This is a genomic window from Alloalcanivorax sp. C16-2 (assembly GCF_046507615.1).
In the GTDB taxonomy this organism is placed as follows: domain Bacteria; phylum Pseudomonadota; class Gammaproteobacteria; order Pseudomonadales; family Alcanivoracaceae; genus Alloalcanivorax; species Alloalcanivorax marinus_A.
In genome coordinates, this window is the sequence record NZ_JBKFTL010000007.1 from 1 (window position 1) to 16,503 (window position 16,503).

Sequence of the window (16,503 nt, forward strand, 5' to 3'; positions counted from 1 at the left end):
CAGTTCGATTAAGTCTTTAAAGTGCCTTCGCACTTAAAGCATGCTCAGCTCGAAACAAATTCAACTAGGTTGACTTGTTCAAAGCCGATATCTTTTTAGACACCTACTTCGAACAGGTCCCACACGTTTGCTTGCCTGATTGTTAAAGAGCGTTTGGAAGCGCTTGGCTTCCCGACCGGGGCGTTTGCCGCTTGGCTGTGCCCGCCGTCGTTGTGGGTGCGCATTCTAGGGATTTGCGGAGAACCGTCAACACTTTTTTTCCAATGGATTCATCAAACGGTCAGAACTTGATCATAGCGCCCAAAAAAGCGGCTTTCCGGGCGCAAACCGCTCATTTTCCAGGCAAAAACCGTCCTCGCAACCGGTAGCCGATGAGGATGGCGGCCACCGTCAAAAACGCCAGGGTCTCCCCGAAACCGGATTTCTGCACCCAGAACTGATGGATCAGGGCCAACGGCAGCGCCACGAAGATCAAACGGTGCAGTTTCACCCAGCGCTTGCCAAGCCGCCGACGGGACTTGCGGGTGCTGGTCAGCGCCAAAGGCCACAGCAACAGCCAGGCGGCGGCACCGGCGATAATGTAGGGGCGCTTGCTCAACTCGGTGGCCAACCGGCCCGGGTCCCAGCCCAGGATCAGGGTCGCCCATGCAAGAAAGTGCAAGCTGGCGTAGATGAACATCCACAGCCCGAAGGTACGCCGCCAGATCACCAAGGCGGGGATATCGAGCACCCGCGCCGCCGGGCGCATGGTCAGGCACACCAGCAACAGCACCAGCGCCCACCAACCCAGCGCATTGACCAGCGCCGCCACCGGGTCCGGGCCGCTGGCGCCGGTGAGTCCTTCGTAGAGCACCCAGGCCAGGGGCAACGCGCCCAGGGGCCAGGCGATCCAGGTCCAGGCCTTGGGATTGTGGGTCCTGCCCGCCGCCATCAGTAGTTCTTTCTCAGGTCCATGCCCTTGTACAGGCCCGCCACCTGGTCATAGCCATTGAACAGTTCCGTGGGCCGCCAGTTGGGGTTGAACAGGGAGTTGGGCAGGCGCCGCTCCCGGGACTGGGACCAGCGCGGATGGTCCACTTCGGGGTTCACATTGGCGTAGAAACCGTACTCCCTGGGCGCCAGCAGGTTCCAGGTGGTTTCCGGGCGTTTCTCGGTGAACTCGATGCGCACGATCGACTTGATCGACTTAAAGCCGTACTTCCAGGGCACCACCAACCGCATCGGCGCACCATTCTGATTGGGGAGAGTACGCCCATACAGGCCGATGGCCATCAGCGTCAGGGGATGCATGGCCTCATCCAGGCGCAATCCTTCCCGGTAGGGGAAGTCTATGCCCGTGAACGGCGAGTCCACACCGGGCATCCGCTTGCGGTCGGCCAGGGTGGTAAAGGCCACGTAGCGAGCCTTGCTGGTGGGCTGGAGAGCCTTGAGCAGCGCCGCCATTGGAATACCCACCCAGGGAATCACCATGGACCAGGCCTCCACGCAGCGCAGCCGGTAGATGCGCTCCTCCACCGGCAACCCCTTAATCAGGTCCTCCAGATCAAAGGTGCCGGTACGCTCGGCGGCGCCGGCGACGGTGACCCGCCAGGGATCGACCTTCATGGCGCCGGCGTGGGCGACCGGGTCGTCCTTGCCGGTGCCGAACTCGTAGAAGTTGTTGTAGTGGGTGACGTCGTCGAAGGGGGTAAGCTTCTCGTCGGTGCGCGGCTCGCCGGCCTTGGCGCCGGCCACCTGCTGGCGTAACCAGGCCGGCCGCGAGCCGTCCTCGGCGGCCGGGTCCACGGTGCGCGCCCAGGACGGGGTGGCGGCGAACAAGCCGGCCAGCCCGCCCATAATCATCAGCTCACGGCGCTTGAGATAGACGGACTCCGGGGTGATTTCGGAGCTTTTCGGCTCATTTCTGTGGCGTTTTCGAATCAGCACGGCTCGATCTCCTGTTCGGCTACTCCGTTAGAGAGGCGAACCGCGCCTTTGTTACACCGGTTTCTTGCGCAGCCGCCAGAGGTTCAACAACAGCCCGGTGACCACGTACACCACGGCCACGGTCAGCAGCACCAGCGGCGGGTCCAGAAACACGATGGCGAACGCCACGATCACGCCCAGCAACACCTTGAACGGCACCCGCCCGATGTGAAATTCCTTGAACGAGTGGTAACGCACCGAGGACACCATCAGCAGACCCGCGCCGGCCACCGTGAAGGCTACCAGCCAGGAGATGTCGTTTCCGTCAACGCCGCGACTGGCGCCCAGCCACACCAGGGTGGCCACCAGGCCGGCGCCGGTGGGGCTGGGCAGCCCGATGAAGAAACGCTTGTCGGTGGTTTCCGCCTGCACGTTGAAACGAGCCAGACGCAGAGCGGCGCAGGCCAGATAGATGAAGGCCGCCATCCAACCAAACTTGCCGAGCTCGGAGAGCCCCCAGGAGTACGCCACCAGCCCCGGCGCCACGCCAAAGGCCACGCAGTCCGAAAGCGAGTCGTATTCCGCTCCGAACTTGCTCTGGGTGTTGGTCAGACGGGCCACGCCGCCGTCCATGCCATCCAGGATGCCGGCAACGATGATGCCCACGGCGGCGGCCTCGAACAGACCGTTCATGGCCGCCACGATGGCGTAGAACCCGGCGAACAGGGCGCCGGTGGTAAACAGGTTGGGCAGCAGATAGACCCCCTTGTGACGGGCGCCGGTGCGTTCCGCCTCTACTACCTCGAAGGTCTCCGTGCCGTGTTCCTTTTGCTCTTGCTGATCGGCCATGGTGCCTCGCCATTGTTGCGGTCCGGCCTAGTCTATCATCGCCACCGGGGATTTTCGGCCATAAAAAAACGCGCCCCGGAGGGCGCGTTTCCGTCGGTCGGAACCACCGGCCGAAGCCGGGGACGGCTTCAGTTCTTGGACTTGTCCACGATCTGGTTGGCCTGGATCCAGGGCATCATGCCACGCAGCTTCTCACCCACCTGCTCGATGGGGTGCTCGGCATTCTGACGACGACGAGCGGTCATGCTCGGGTAGTTGAGGCCGCCCTCGTTGATGAACATTTTCGCGTATTCGCCGGTCTGGATGCGCTTGAGCGCATTGCGCATGGCTTCGCGGGACTGCTCGTTGATGATCTCCTGGCCGGTGGTGTATTCACCATACTCGGCGTTGTTGGAGATTGAGTAGTTCATGTTGGCGATGCCGCCTTCGTACATCAGGTCGACGATCAGCTTCAGCTCATGGAGGCACTCGAAGTAAGCCATCTCCGGCGCGTAACCGGCTTCCACCAGAGTCTCGAAACCGGCTTTAACCAGCTCCACGGTACCGCCACACAGCACCGCCTGCTCACCGAACAGGTCGGTTTCGGTTTCATCCTTGAAGGTGGTTTCGATGATGCCGGTGCGGCCGCCGCCGATGCCACAGGCGTAGGACAGCGCCAGGTCCTTGGCCTGACCGGAGGCGTCCTGGAAGATGGCGATCAGGTCGGGGATGCCGCCACCACGGGTGAACTCGGTGCGCACGGTATGGCCCGGCGCCTTGGGCGCCACCATGATCACGTCCAGGTCCTTGCGCGGCACGATCTGGTTGTAGTGGATGCAGAAGCCGTGAGCAAAGGCCAGGGTGGCGCCCTGCTTCAGGTTGGGCTCGATTTCATTCTGGTAGATGGCGGCCTGGTTCTCGTCCGGGGCCAGTACCATCACCACGTCGGCGGCCTTGACCGCTTCCGGCACGCTTTTCACGGTGAGGCCGGCGCCTTCCGCCTTGGCCGCGGAGGAGGAACCTTCACGCAGTGCCACCACGACGTCGACACCGGATTCCTTCAGGTTGTTGGCGTGGGCGTGGCCCTGGGAACCGTAGCCGATGATGGCCACTTTCTTGCCCTGGATGAGGGAAAGGTCACAATCCTTATCGTAGTAGACTTGCATGGTGTTGCCCCGAATCTTGGTTAAGGTCAGCGAGAAAGGCCTACACCTTAGGCCATGCCTCGCGTTGCGTAAAATGATATATTCGCAACACAGTATGCCGACTGGCGAAACACCCCATGGACACCCGCTCCCTGCGTCTTTTTCTCGCTCTGGCGGAAACCCTGCATTTCGGGCGCGCCGGCGACCGCTGCCACATGAGCCCCTCGGCGGTGAGCCGCACCATCCGGCAACTGGAAAACGAACTGGGCGCCGCCCTCTTCCTGCGTGACAACCGCAGCGTCAGCCTCACCCGGGAGGGCCGCCGCTTCCAGCAATACGCCCGGGAGACCCTGGCCCAGTGGGACGGCCTGCGCCATTCCATGCAGGAGAGCAGCCGGGTGCTGCAGGGGGAACTGAGCCTGTATTGCTCGGTGACCGCCAGCTACAGCTTCCTCTACGACATCCTCAGCCGCTTCCGTAACGACTACCCGGGCATCGAGATCAAGCTGCACACCGGCGACCCGGCCCATGCCATGGACCGGGTGATGACCGGCCGCGAGGACATCGCCATCGGCGCCCGCCCGGACACCCTGCCCCGGGCCGTGGCCTTCCGGCCTATCCTGCGCTCCCCGTTGCTGTTCATTGCTCCCACCGACCAGCCGGAACTGGCCACCGCCCTGGCCGGCCCGGCCCGTGCCGAGGCCTGGCGGGAGGTGCCCATGATCCTCTCCGAGGAAGGGTTGTCCCGCCAGCGCCTGGATCAGTGGTTCCGGACCCTGGGCATCCCGCCACGCATTTATGCCCAGGTGAGCGGTAACGAGGCCATCGTCAGCATGGTGAGCCTGGGCTTCGGGGTCGGCGTGGCGCCGCGCATCGTGCTCGACAACAGCCCCCTGGCGGACCGCACCCGGCCCCTGGACGTGACCCCGGCCCTGGCGGATTACGAGGTGGGCCTGTTCACCCGCGAGAAGCGCCTCGCCGACCCGGTGATCCAGGCGTTCTGGTCGCAGTTGCGGTGACGCTCGCGGCCGCGCGGCAGGGGGCGACATCCGTCGCGATCAACGCCGGTGCCTTCTTCATCGCGACTGAAGCCGCTCCTACAGGGCGAGACATAAAAGAGGCATGAAAAAAGCCGCCCCGGGGGGCGGCTCTTCAGGGTGCCGGGCGAAAAAGGCTCAGAGGCTGAGCACTTTCTCGCCGCGTGAGATGCCGGAGACGCCGGAGCGCACCACTTCCAGCACCTGGGTTTCGCCGATGGCGTTGATGAAGGCTTCCAGCTTGTCCGTGGTGCCGGTGAGCTGGACCGTGTACACGGTGCTGGTCACGTCCACGATCTGGCCGCGGAAAATATCCACGGTGCGCTTCACCTCGGCGCGCTGGGCGCCGGTGGCCTTGACCTTCATGAGCATGATCTCGCGCTCAATATGGGCCCCTTCGGTCAGGTCCACCAGCTTGACCACCTCGATAAGCTTGTTGAGGTGTTTGGTGATCTGCTCGATCTTCTTGTCATCGCCGGTGGTGGTCATGGTCAGGCGCGACAGGGTCTCATCCTCGGTGGGGGCCACCGTGAGGGTTTCGATGTTGTAGCCGCGCTGGGAGAACAGACCCACTACCCGGGACAGGGCCCCCGGCTCGTTTTCCATGAGAATAGAAATAATACGTCGCATCATCAGGTCCGCTCCGTCTTGCTCAGCCACATATCACGCATGGAACCGTCGGCGATGTGCATCGGGTAGACGTGCTCGGTGGGGTCCACATAGATATCCATGAATACCAGACGGTCCTTCAGCGCGAACGCTTCTTCCATGGCGCCGTCCAGGTCCTCGAATTTTTCCACCTTCATGCCCACGTGGCCGTAGGACTCGGCCAGCTTGACGAAGTCCGGCAGGGATTCCATGTAGGACTGGCTGTGGCGGCCGCCGTACTGCATGTCCTGCCATTGGCGCACCATGCCCAGGGCCTGGTTGTTGATGTTGATGATCTTGATCGGCAGCCCGTACTGCAGGCAGGTGGACAGCTCCTGGATGTTCATCTGGATCGAGCCTTCACCGGTGACACAGGCCACCACCGCTTCCGGGTGGGCGAACTGCACGCCCATGGCCGCCGGCAGACCGAAACCCATGGTGCCCAGACCGCCGGAGTTGATCCACTGGCGTGGCCGGTCGTACAGGTAATACTGGGCGGCGAACATCTGGTGCTGGCCCACGTCGGAGGACACATAGGCCTCGCCGTTGGTGGCCTTGTAGAGCGCCTGAACCACTTGCTGGGGCTTCATCGGGCCCTGCTCGTTGGTCTCGAAGCGCATGCCGTGCACCTTGCGCCAGCCCTCGATTTCCTGCCACCAGCGGTCCACGCTCTTGTGGTCCGGCTCACCGCTCTCCTCAAGCATGGTGAGCATTTCCTCCAGCACCTGTTTAACCGGCCCGACGATGGGAATATGCGCCGCCACGTTCTTGGAGATGCTGGCCGGGTCGATGTCGATGTGGATGATCTTGGCGCCCGGGCAGAACTTCTTGGCGTCGTTGGTGACACGGTCGTCCAGGCGCGCGCCGGCGGCCAGGATCACGTCCGCGTTGTGCATCGACATGTTGGCTTCATAGGTGCCATGCATGCCGAGCATGCCCAGGAACTGCTTGTCGGTGCCCGGGAAGGCGCCCAGCCCCATCAGCGTGTTGGTGACCGGGAAGTTAAGCTTGCGGGCCACGGCGGTGAGCGCCTCGCTGGCGTCCCCCTGAACCACGCCGCCGCCAGAATAGATCACTGGCCGCTTGGCCTTGAGCAGCTCGTCCACGGCCTTGCGAATCTGGCCGGAGTGGCCACGGGTGACCGGCGCGTAGGAGCGCATCTTCACCTTCTTGGGGTACTCATAGGGGAAGGTGTTGTGCGGGGCCGTGTGGTCCTTGGGAATATCCACCAGTACCGGGCCGGGACGGCCGGTGCTGGCGATGTAGAACGCCTTCTTGATCATCTCCGGGATCTGACGCGGATCACGGACCATGAAGCTGTGCTTCACGATCGGCCGGGACAGGCCGACCATGTCGGTTTCCTGGAAGGCGTCATCGCCAATCCAGTCGGAACGAACCTGGCCAGACAGCACCACCATGGGAATGGAGTCCATGAAGGCGGTGGCGATGCCGGTGATGGCGTTGGTGGCGCCGGGGCCGGAAGTCACCAGCACCACGCCGGGCTTGCCGGTGGAGCGGGCGTAGCCGTCGGCGGCGTGGGTCGCGGCCTGCTCGTGGCGCACCAGAATATGATTGACCTTGTCCTGCTGGAACAGCGCGTCGTAGATGTGCAGTACAGCGCCTCCGGGGTACCCGAAGATGTACTCCACTCCCTCATCCTGCAGTGCGCGGACCACCATTTCCGCGCCGGATAACATTTCCACGTTGATTACCTCGAATCACAAAATAGCATTCACTCCGCCGACCAGCGGCGGAACGGGAGTGTGTTGCAAAACCTGCGGGAAGAGCGCCTTGCTTGGGCGCCCCGGGTCCGCGTGGAGGTGGCCGACGGCGGACACAGGTCAGGGAAGCTCGGAGGGGAGCGCACATCCACGCCCGGATCCTCCAGAGAATCCACCAGCGGGACATACGTGCAGTATTGGCTGCTTTAGGACGACGCGGTAACGCCGCCCCGGGTCCCGGCCACACAAGCACCGGTAAGTGCCTGCGGGTTCCGATCTCCGGAAAGGGCTTAATATTGTCAGAAATGCGGGCGTTTTCAAACCCCTCAAAGCCCCTTTGGTTGCACAATACAGGCCGCCGGGGGCATTCTGATCCGGCCACTGAAGGGGGAAAGCAGACCATGACAAGAGTTCGCCGAGCACTCCTCGCCGGCGCCGTGCTGGCCCTGGCCATGCCGGCCCTGGGTGCCAAGTTCTATAAATGGGTGGATGACGATGGCGTCACCCACTACGACACCAAGCCGCCGACCGGCCAGACCGCCAGCGAGGAGGTGCGCACCCGCCACTCCGCCAGCTCCGATCAGGATCAGGCGGTCAAGCGCCTCGAGGAGCGCCGGGCCGCCGAGGCCCAGGCCGCGCAACGCCGGGAGGAAGAACGCCGGGTACGGGAGAATCCGGACCAGGTCAGCGAGGAGCGTTGCGCCAGGCATCGCCAGAACCTGGAGGTTCTGCTCAACAAGCCGATCGTGCGGGCCAAGAACCCGGAAACCGGCGAGATGGAAGTGATCGACCAGGCTCGCCGCGAACAAATGCTGGAGGAAGCCCGCGCCGCCATTGAGTTTTGCGAGGCGCGGTCGAAGCGATGAGCGATTATTTGCGCGAGCGCTTCGAGGACGTGGATCTGACACCCGGCCAGGGCCGTATCAGCGCCACGATTTCCATCGGCCTGGGTCTGCTCGCCGTACTGGCCGGTTTCTGCTTCCTCTATCCGGAGCTTTTCACCACCCCGGAATTCCGCGGTTTCTACAATGCGACGGTGCTGCGCGGCGTGCTGTTCGCCGGTATCGCCGTGGCGTTCGTGGCCGGCTTCATCAGCGTGTTCCGGCACGCGGACCGGCGCTACGGGCTGGCCGGGATGGTGCTGGCCTGCATGGCGGCGCTGCTCGGGTCCGGGCGGCTGGATGTGCCGCCGGTGGACGGGCGCAGCCTGTATGCCGGCTTCGATTATTTCATTCTCACCCTGCTGGTGCTGGGGCTGGTGTTCATCCCGCTGGAGCGCATCTACCCCAAGGATCGGGATCAGCGGGTGCTGCGCCGGGGGTGGATCACCGACATGAAGTATTTCCTGTTCAGCCACGTGGGCGTGCAGCTGATCAGCTTCTTCACGGTGATTCCGATCCAGGTGTTCCTGCACGACCATGTGCATCGCGGGTTTCAGCAATGGGTAGCGGCGCAGCCGTTATGGCTGCAGTTCCTGGAGTTGCTGGTGGTGGTGGACCTGGCCAGTTACTGGATTCACCGGGCTTTCCATGAGGTGCCCTGGTTGTGGAAATTCCACGCCGTGCACCACTCCAGCGAACGGCTGGACTGGATGGCCTCATCGCGGCTGCATCTGGTGGAGATTGTCGCCAACCGGTTCGCCGGCTATCTGCCGATCTTCGTGCTCGGGTTCGCGCCGTCGGCGGTGTACGCCTATCTGGTGTTCATTTCCTTCCATGCCATCTTTATTCACGCCAATGTACGCTTCCGCTTCCCGGTGGTGCGCTGGCTGATCGCCACGCCGGAGTTTCACCACTGGCACCATTCCTCGGAGGACGAGGCGGTGGACAAGAATTACGCCGCCTTCCTGCCGGTCTACGACAAGCTGTTCGGCACTCTGTTCATGCCCGATCGGCTGGCGGCCCGCTACGGCACCCGGGCCAGCACGCAAGTACCGGAAGGCGTGGTGCGGCAGTTTTCATTCCCGTTCCGCCGCGACAAAACGCCCCGCCCCTGATCGCCACTTGTTGTGTAGGAGCGACCGGGCGGCGTTCCTACGAACCGGTCAGGGTGCGATCAATAAAGAAGGGCCGGATAATCCGGCCCTTCTTTTGTCCCCGGGGTGATGACCTCAGCCCTTGGCGAAGGTCAGCTTGTCGTCGGCCACGTCCACCCGGATGGTGTCGCCCTGGCCGAATTCGCCCTTGAGCAACGCCTGGGCCAGCGGGTTTTCCAACTGTGACTGGATCGCCCGTTTCAGCGGCCGCGCGCCGTAAACCGGATCGAAGCCCGCTTCCACCAGCTTGTCCAGGGCCGCCTCGGAAAGCTCCAGACCCATTTCCCGCTCGGCCAGCCTTTTCCTCAAGTAGTCGAGCTGGATGGCGGCGATACCCTTGAGCTGCCCCTGGCCAAGCGGATGGAACACCACCGTCTCGTCCACCCGGTTGATGAACTCCGGACGGAAATGGGTGCCGACCACCTCCATGACCGCGTCCTTCATGGCCTGGTAGTCATTGTCTCCGGCCAGGCGCTGGATCAGATCCGAGCCCAGGTTGGAGGTCATCACCACCACCGTGTTGCGGAAGTCCACGGTGCGGCCCTGGCCATCGGTGAGACGGCCGTCCTCCAGCACCTGCAGCAGCACGTTGAACACGTCCGGATGGGCTTTCTCCACCTCATCGAGCAGCAGCACGGAGTAAGGTTTGCGGCGTACCGCCTCGGTCAGATAACCGCCCTCCTCGTAGCCGACGTAGCCCGGGGGCGCGCCGATCAACCGGGCCACGGAGTGCTTCTCCATGAACTCGGACATGTCGATGCGCACCATGGCCTCCTCGGTGTCGAACAGGAAGCCGGCCAGGGCCTTGCACAGCTCGGTCTTGCCCACGCCTGTCGGGCCGAGGAACAGGAAGCTGCCGTTGGGCCGATTGGGGTCGGCGAGGCCGGCGCGGGAGCGGCGCACGGCATTGGCCACCGCGGTCACCGCCTCGTCCTGGCCGATTACCCGCTGGTGCAGGGCCTCTTCCATGCGCAGCAGCTTGTCGCGCTCGCCTTCCAGCATCTTGGACACTGGAATACCGGTCCACTTGGAGACCACCTCGGCCACTTCCTCGTCGCTGACCTTGTTGCGCAGCAGCTTGGTTTCCACCGGGCCGGCCGCTTCCTCGCGCTCCTGAGCCTGCTTGACCTTCTGCTCCAGATCCGGGATCACCCCGTACTGCAGCTCGGACATGCGGTTCAGATCGCCGGCGCGGCGCGCCTGCTCCATGTCCACCCGGGCCTGCTCCAGTTCCGCCTTGTACTGCTGGGCGCCCTGCAGGGCGGCCTTCTCGGCGTTCCAGATTTCCTCCAGATCAGCGTATTCCTTCTCCAGCTCGGCAATGTCTTCCTCGAGCTTGTCGAGCCGCTTCTTGCTGGCTTCGTCGGATTCCTTGCGCAGCGCCTCGCGCTCCATCTTGAGCTGAATCAGACGCCGGTCCAGACGATCCATTTCCTCGGGCTTGGAGTCGATCTCCATGCGAATACGGCTGGCGGCCTCGTCGATCAGGTCGATGGCCTTGTCCGGCAATTGCCGGTCGGTGATGTAACGGTGGCTCAGCTTGGCGGCGGCGATAATGGCGCCGTCGGTGATGTCCACGCCATGGTGCACCTCGTAGCGCTCCTTCAGGCCGCGCAGGATGGCGATGGTGTCCTCCACCGTGGGCTCGTCCACCAGCACTTTCTGGAAGCGCCGCTCCAGAGCCGCGTCCTTCTCGATATGCTGCCGGTATTCGTCCAGGGTGGTGGCGCCCACGCAGTGCAGCTCACCCCGGGCCAGGGCCGGCTTCAGCATGTTGCCGGCGTCCATGGCGCCGTCCGCCTTGCCGGCGCCGACCATGGTATGCAGCTCATCGATAAACAGGATGATGCGGCCTTCCTGCTTGGACAGCTCATTGAGCACCGCCTTCAGTCGCTCCTCGAATTCACCCCGGTACTTGGCGCCGGCGATCAGAGCCGCCATGTCCAGCGACAGCACGCGCTTGTCCTTGAGGCCTTCCGGCACCTCGCCATTGACGATGCGCTGGGCCAGCCCCTCGACGATGGCGGTCTTGCCGACGCCCGGCTCGCCGATCAGCACCGGGTTGTTCTTGGTGCGCCGCTGCAACACCTGGATGGTCCGGCGGATCTCGTCGTCACGACCGATCACCGGGTCCAGCTTGCCGCTTTCCGCTCGCTCGGTGAGGTCGGTGGTGTATTTTTTCAGCGCTTCCATCTTGTCCTCGGCATTGGGGTCGTTGACCGCCTCGCCGCCACGGACCTCCTGGATTTTTTCCGCCAGCACCTGTTTCCTGACGCCGGCGTTCTTCATCAATTTTCCGATCTCGCCGCCATCATCACAGGCCGCCAGCAGCACCGCCTCCGTGGAGATGTACTGATCTCCACGTTGCTGGGCCTCGCGGTCGGCCAGATTGAACAGCCTGGCCAGGTTCTGCGACAGCTGCACGTCGCCGGTGAACTGGCCCACGGTGGGCAGCTTGTCCAGGGCCATCTTCAAGGCGGTGACCACATCCGCCGGGTTGGCGCCGGCCTTTTCCAGCAACGGCGCGGCCACCCCGCCCTGCTGCTGCATCAACGCCAAAAGCAGGTGCACCGGCTCGATGGCATTGTGGCTCTGGCCCACGGCCAGGGACTGGGCTTCGCCAATCGCTTCCTGAAGTCGGGAAGTCAGTTTGTCCATTCTCATGAAACGTCTCTCCTTTCGCGCGCCATGGCGGCCCCGTCAGCGGCGACCGGCGCATGGCCGTCTGTTCAAAAACTGAACTTAAAATGCGGTCTTACGTGAAGGTTTCAAGAGGCGGGACAGCGGATATTGATCGACGTCAAGAGCGATCAGGCCGACGCCAGCCAGATCAGGCTGGCGAAGCGACCGGTCTGCCCTTCGGCGCGATAGGAATAGAAATGATCCGGGTCGGAGGCGGTGCAATGCTCCCCGCCCGACACGTCCTCCACGCCGGCGGCGTTGAGAGCCAGGGTGGCGGCATAGGCCAGGGAAAAGCGCCAGTGCCCGGGCTGGCTGTCGCGGCGGAACGCGCCCCAGTACTCGGCACCCAGGTCGATAAAGGCGCGGTGCACGTCCTCGCCCACCTGATAGGCCTGCTCGGAGATCGCCGGCCCCAGCCAGGCCGAAAGCGGCTCGCCGTCCGGCGCCAGGGTGGCCACGGCACGGCCCAGGATGCCGGCGTGCAAACCGCGCCATCCGGCGTGCACCGCCGCCACGGCGCCGCCATCGGCACGCGCCAGCAGCACCGGCAGGCAGTCGGCGGTGAGTACCACGCAGGGCCAGCCGGCTTCACTGGTCCAGACGCCGTCGGCGCGCACATCCGTCTCGCCGGCACGAATCACCCGATCACCGTGGACCTGCTGTAACCAGGCCGGAGGATGGTCGGTGCCCAGCAACTTGTGCACATGGCGGCGGGCTTGCTCCACCCGATCCGCCTCGTCACCACAGTTCATGCCCAGGTTGAAGCCGTGCCAGGGCGGCGGCGAATGGCGGCCAAGACGCGTGGTCACCACGGCGCGAACGCGGGGGTGAGGATGCCATTCCGGGCGCAGCCACTGATTGATGTCAGGCAGCGTCATGGTGCCTCCCGGTCCGCCTCCAGGGCCTGGATCAATGCCTGGTAGTCCGCCGGCAACGGGGACTCGAATTCCATGTATTCGCCGCTCGCCGGGTGCACCAGCCCCAGTTTGCGGGCATGCAGGGCCTGGCGTGGGAAGCGCCGCAGGGCCTCGCGCAGCTCCTCACTGGCGCCGGCGGGCAGCTTGAGACGGCCACCGTAAAGCGGGTCGCCCACCAGCGGGTAGCGGCGGTACGCCAGATGCACGCGGATCTGGTGGGTGCGGCCGGTTTCCAGGCGCACCTGCACCCGGGTGTGCGCCCGGTAGCGGTCCAGCACCCGGTAGTGGGTCACCGCGTTCTTGCCGCCGTACTCCAGCACCGCCTGGCGTTTCCGGTCCACCGGATGGCGCCCCATGGGCGCGTCCACGGTGCCGCCGCCGGTCATCACTCCCACGGCCACCGCCTCGTATTCCCGGTACAGGCTCTTGTCCTGGAGCTGGGCCACCAGGCCGGTGTGCGCTTCCACGGAACGGGCCACTACCATCAGACCGGTGGTATCCCGGTCCAGGCGGTGGACGATGCCCGCCCTGGGCAGGCTGGAAAGGCGCTCATCCAGGTGCAGGAGTCCGTTGAGCAGGGTGCCGTCTGCATGACCCGCGGCCGGGTGCACCACCAGCCCGGCGGGCTTGTCGATGACGATCAGGTCCTCGTCCTGGTAGACCACCGGCAGTTCGATGGCCTGGGGCTGGTCGTCGATCTCCGGTTCCAGCTCCACCGCCAGGGTCAGGGCCTCGCCGCCAAGCAGCTTGTCCTTGGGCCGCGCGACGCGTCCGTCGACGGTAAGCGCGCCTTCCTTGATCCAGTTTTGCAGCCGCGATCGGGAGAAGCCGTCGAACAGTTCGGCGGCGGCCTGATCCAGCCTTGACCCGGCGTACTGATCGCCCACCTCCTCGGTGCGCTGAATTTTCTCGCCGCCAAGATGTCCCATAGTCCGACCTGTGATTACAATAGGCGCTCCATTGTACCCCGTCGTACCGAGGAAAAAATGCCGAGACTGATTTGGCCCCTGCTGGCCGCCCTGCTGCTGAGCGCCTGCGCCAGCAAGCCGGAGGAAAGCCCGGAACGCACCGAGGCGGCCCAATACCGCGAGGCCCAGGACGCCATGGACTCCAACAACTACCTGACGGCCATCGACCGGCTCAAGGAACTGGAGGCCCGCTTCCCCTATGGCCGCTACGCGGAGCAGGCCCAGCTGGACCTGATTTACGCCCACTTCCGCTCCCAGGAATACCCGGAAACCGTGGTCGCCGCCCAGCGCTTCATGCGCAGCTATCCGGCCCATCCGCGCCTGGATTACGCGTTGTACATGCGCGGGCTGGCCAATTTCTACATGGAACGGGGCTTCTTCGATTCCTTCATGAGCACCGACAAGTCCTCCCGGGACCTGGGCTCCGCCCGGGACGCCTTCGAGGATTTCGAGCGGCTGGTGACGCGCTTCCCGGACAGCGAATACGCCCCGGATGCCCGTTCACGCATGGTGTTCATCCGCAATGAGATGGCCCGCCACGAGCTTCACGCCGCCCGTTACTATGCCCGACGCGGCGCCTACATCGCCGCCATCAACCGGGCCCAGTACGTGGTGCAGCACTATCAGCGCACGCCGATGGTGCCGGAAGCCCTGGCGATCATGGTGGAAGGCTATGAGCGGCTGGACCGGCCGGAGTTGGCCGACAAAAGCCGCCGCGCCCTGGCCGAGAGCTGGCCGGACAGTGAGTACCTGGACGATGACGGCCAGGTCAATCTGGCCTGGTGGCCCAGCGAGCACAAGGGTCTGCTGAGCCTGCTGACCTTCGATCTGCTCTGAACCCTTTCGCGGCTAAAGCCGCTCCTACGGCGCGCGGCTGAAGCCGCTCCTACGTCGAATCCACCGGCCGTAGGAGCGACCGGGCGGCGTTCCGCTTCAGTCGCGATGCCTCAATCCCCGGGCCGCCAGCCGTTGGTGATCGGGTAACGCCGGTCCTTGCCGAACGCCCGACGACTGACCCGGGGCCCCACCGCCGCCTGCCGGCGCTTGTACTCGTTGCGGTCGGTGAGCTTCACCACCCGGTACACGGTGTCCCGGTCGAAGCCGTCGCGGATCACCGCCTCGGCGCTCATGTCCTGCTCCACGTAGCGCTCCAGAATGGCATCCAGCTCGTCGTAGCCGGGCAGTGAGTCGGCATCCACCTGGTCCGGCGCCAGTTCCGCCGACGGCGGCCGGGTGATCACCCGTTCGGGGATAATCTCGGTGCCCGCCTGCTGATTGCGCCAGCGGGCAATACGGTAGACCGAGGTCTTGAACACATCCTTGAGCACTGAAAAGCCGCCGGCCATGTCGCCGTAAAGGGTGGCGTAACCCACCGCCATCTCGCTCTTGTTGCCGGTGGTGAGCACCACCGAGCCATTCTTGTTCGACAACGCCATCAACAGCACACCCCGGCAGCGGGCCTGCAGGTTCTCTTCGGCGGTGTCGGTGGGCAGGCCGGCGAAGGCATCATCAAGGATTTCCATGAAGCCGTTGAACGCCGACTCGATGGGAAGCACCCGGTAGTGAACCCGCAGGGTACGCGCCTGCCGCTCGGCGTCCTCGATGCTCATTTGGGCGGTGTAGCGGAAGGGCATCATCACCGCTTCCACCCGCTCCGGCCCCAGGGCATCCACCGCCACCGCCAGGGTGAGCGCAGAATCGATGCCACCGGACAGCCCCAGCAGGGCGCCTTTGAAGCCGTTCTTGTTGACGTAATCCCGGGTCGCCAGCACCAGGGCGCGGTACAGGCTCTCGTCGCCTTCCGGCGCCGGCAGCATCTCACCGTGAACGCGCGGCACGCCGCCGTCCTGATCCAGGTCCAGGGGCACCAGCCCCTCCTCGAAGCTGGCCCCCTGCACGCGCCGCTCGCCGTTGGCGTCCACGGCGAAGGAGGCACCGTCGAACACCAGTTCGTCCTGGCCGCCCACCAGATTGCAGTAGAATACCGGCAGACCGGTTTCCCGGGCGCGGGCGGCGACCTGCTCGTAGCGTTCGTCGAGCTTGCCGAGCCGGAACGGCGAGGCATTCAGATTGATCAGGCAGGTGGCGCCGGCTTCGGCGGCGGACGCCGCCGGGCCCTGGAACCAGATGTCCTCGCAGATGGTCAGGCCCAGCTTCTCACCGCCCAGTTCAAAGACACAGGGCTGATCCCCTGCCTGGAAATAGCGCTTCTCGTCGAACACCCGGTAATTGGGCAGGCAGCGTTTGAAGTACTCATGGCGGGGCCGGCTCTCACCGGGGAACAGAACCCCGGCGGCATTGCGGCGAATACCGTTGCGCACCGCCGGATAACCGAGCACCACCGGCACCGGAATCTCCGCGCCAATGGCGGCCAGTGCCTCATCGATACGGGTGTTGAGGCTCGGACGCAGCAGCAGATCCTCCGGCGGATAGCCGGTGAGCATCAGTTCCGGGAACATCACCAGTTCAGCGCCCAGCAGGTTGCGGGCTTCGCGGGTGGCCGCCACCACCGCGCCGGCGTTGCCTTCGATGTCCCCCACCAGCGGGTTACGCTGGGCCATTACGAGTCGCATAGTACCGCCTTTTCTCCGTGGAGCGGTGATTGTACTCTGTAGCC

The 16,503-nt window shown here is 64.4% G+C and carries 14 protein-coding genes; 4 read left to right on the forward strand and 10 right to left on the reverse strand.

Annotated elements, in window-relative coordinates:
- Nucleotides 1–331 precede the first annotated feature (331 nt).
- From ACLD02_RS18450 to ilvC, 4 genes are all read right to left on the reverse strand, one after another.
- Nucleotides 332–931, reverse strand: coding sequence for a sulfite oxidase heme-binding subunit YedZ (locus tag ACLD02_RS18450; protein WP_410299382.1), 600 nt, complete (start codon nucleotides 929–931; stop codon nucleotides 332–334).
- Nucleotides 931–1,926 carry a protein-methionine-sulfoxide reductase catalytic subunit MsrP gene (gene msrP / locus ACLD02_RS18455; RefSeq protein WP_410299383.1) on the reverse strand — a complete coding sequence of 332 codons (996 nt, stop codon included), beginning with the start codon at nucleotides 1,924–1,926 and terminating at the stop codon, nucleotides 931–933. Before msrP ends, ACLD02_RS18450 begins: the two co-directional genes overlap by 1 nt.
- A 51-nt stretch (nucleotides 1,927–1,977) precedes the next feature.
- Nucleotides 1,978–2,754 carry a CDP-diacylglycerol--serine O-phosphatidyltransferase gene (gene pssA, locus ACLD02_RS18460; protein ID WP_203105688.1) on the reverse strand — a complete coding sequence of 259 codons (777 nt, stop codon included), beginning with the start codon at nucleotides 2,752–2,754 and terminating at the stop codon, nucleotides 1,978–1,980.
- 128 nt (nucleotides 2,755–2,882) lie between these two features.
- Entirely contained in the window at nucleotides 2,883–3,899 is a 1,017-nt protein-coding gene (ilvC, locus tag ACLD02_RS18465; RefSeq protein WP_203105689.1) for a ketol-acid reductoisomerase, read from the reverse strand.
- 116 nt (nucleotides 3,900–4,015) lie between these two features.
- Here ilvC and ilvY point away from each other — a divergent pair, with 116 nt between their 5' ends.
- On the forward strand, nucleotides 4,016–4,897 hold the full coding sequence (gene ilvY, locus ACLD02_RS18470) for an HTH-type transcriptional activator IlvY (RefSeq protein ID WP_203105690.1): 882 nt from the start codon (nucleotides 4,016–4,018) through the stop codon (nucleotides 4,895–4,897).
- 156 nt (nucleotides 4,898–5,053) lie between these two features.
- On the opposite strand, the gene ilvN is transcribed toward ilvY, so the two are convergent.
- Nucleotides 5,054–5,545 carry an acetolactate synthase small subunit gene (ilvN, locus tag ACLD02_RS18475; RefSeq protein WP_161385911.1) on the reverse strand — a complete coding sequence of 164 codons (492 nt, stop codon included), beginning with the start codon at nucleotides 5,543–5,545 and terminating at the stop codon, nucleotides 5,054–5,056.
- Nucleotides 5,546–5,547: 2 nt separating this feature from the next.
- Nucleotides 5,548–7,266, reverse strand: coding sequence for an acetolactate synthase 3 large subunit (locus ACLD02_RS18480; RefSeq protein ID WP_203105691.1), 1,719 nt, complete (start codon nucleotides 7,264–7,266; stop codon nucleotides 5,548–5,550).
- A 419-nt stretch (nucleotides 7,267–7,685) separates the two neighbouring features.
- On the opposite strand from ACLD02_RS18480, the gene ACLD02_RS18485 reads away from it, so the two are divergent.
- Both ACLD02_RS18485 and ACLD02_RS18490 read left to right on the forward strand, forming a co-directional pair.
- Entirely contained in the window at nucleotides 7,686–8,150 is a 465-nt protein-coding gene (locus ACLD02_RS18485) for a DUF4124 domain-containing protein (protein ID WP_410299384.1), read from the forward strand.
- Entirely contained in the window at nucleotides 8,147–9,280 is a 1,134-nt protein-coding gene (locus ACLD02_RS18490; RefSeq protein WP_410299385.1) for a sterol desaturase family protein, read from the forward strand. The genes ACLD02_RS18485 and ACLD02_RS18490 overlap by 4 nt, the downstream gene beginning before the upstream one ends.
- A gap of 114 nt (nucleotides 9,281–9,394) precedes the next feature.
- Here ACLD02_RS18490 and clpB read toward each other — a convergent pair whose 3' ends face one another.
- The 3 genes from clpB to rluD form a co-directional block, all read right to left on the reverse strand.
- Nucleotides 9,395–11,983 carry an ATP-dependent chaperone ClpB gene (gene clpB, locus ACLD02_RS18495; protein ID WP_203105694.1) on the reverse strand — a complete coding sequence of 863 codons (2,589 nt, stop codon included), beginning with the start codon at nucleotides 11,981–11,983 and terminating at the stop codon, nucleotides 9,395–9,397.
- Between the two features lie 146 nt (nucleotides 11,984–12,129).
- Nucleotides 12,130–12,879, reverse strand: a complete 750-nt coding sequence (pgeF, locus tag ACLD02_RS18500) for a peptidoglycan editing factor PgeF (RefSeq protein WP_410299386.1) — start codon at nucleotides 12,877–12,879, stop codon at nucleotides 12,130–12,132.
- Nucleotides 12,876–13,847, reverse strand: a complete 972-nt coding sequence (gene rluD / locus ACLD02_RS18505) for a 23S rRNA pseudouridine(1911/1915/1917) synthase RluD (protein ID WP_410299387.1) — start codon at nucleotides 13,845–13,847, stop codon at nucleotides 12,876–12,878. The genes pgeF and rluD overlap by 4 nt, the downstream gene beginning before the upstream one ends.
- 57 nt (nucleotides 13,848–13,904) lie before the next feature.
- Here rluD and ACLD02_RS18510 point away from each other — a divergent pair, with 57 nt between their 5' ends.
- On the forward strand, nucleotides 13,905–14,723 hold the full coding sequence (locus ACLD02_RS18510) for an outer membrane protein assembly factor BamD (protein WP_203105697.1): 819 nt from the start codon (nucleotides 13,905–13,907) through the stop codon (nucleotides 14,721–14,723).
- 110 nt (nucleotides 14,724–14,833) lie between these two features.
- Here the strand turns inward: ACLD02_RS18510 and ACLD02_RS18515 are convergent, their stop codons facing one another.
- Nucleotides 14,834–16,459, reverse strand: coding sequence for an NAD+ synthase (locus ACLD02_RS18515; protein WP_203105698.1), 1,626 nt, complete (start codon nucleotides 16,457–16,459; stop codon nucleotides 14,834–14,836).
- Between the last annotated feature and the right edge of the window lie 44 nt (nucleotides 16,460–16,503).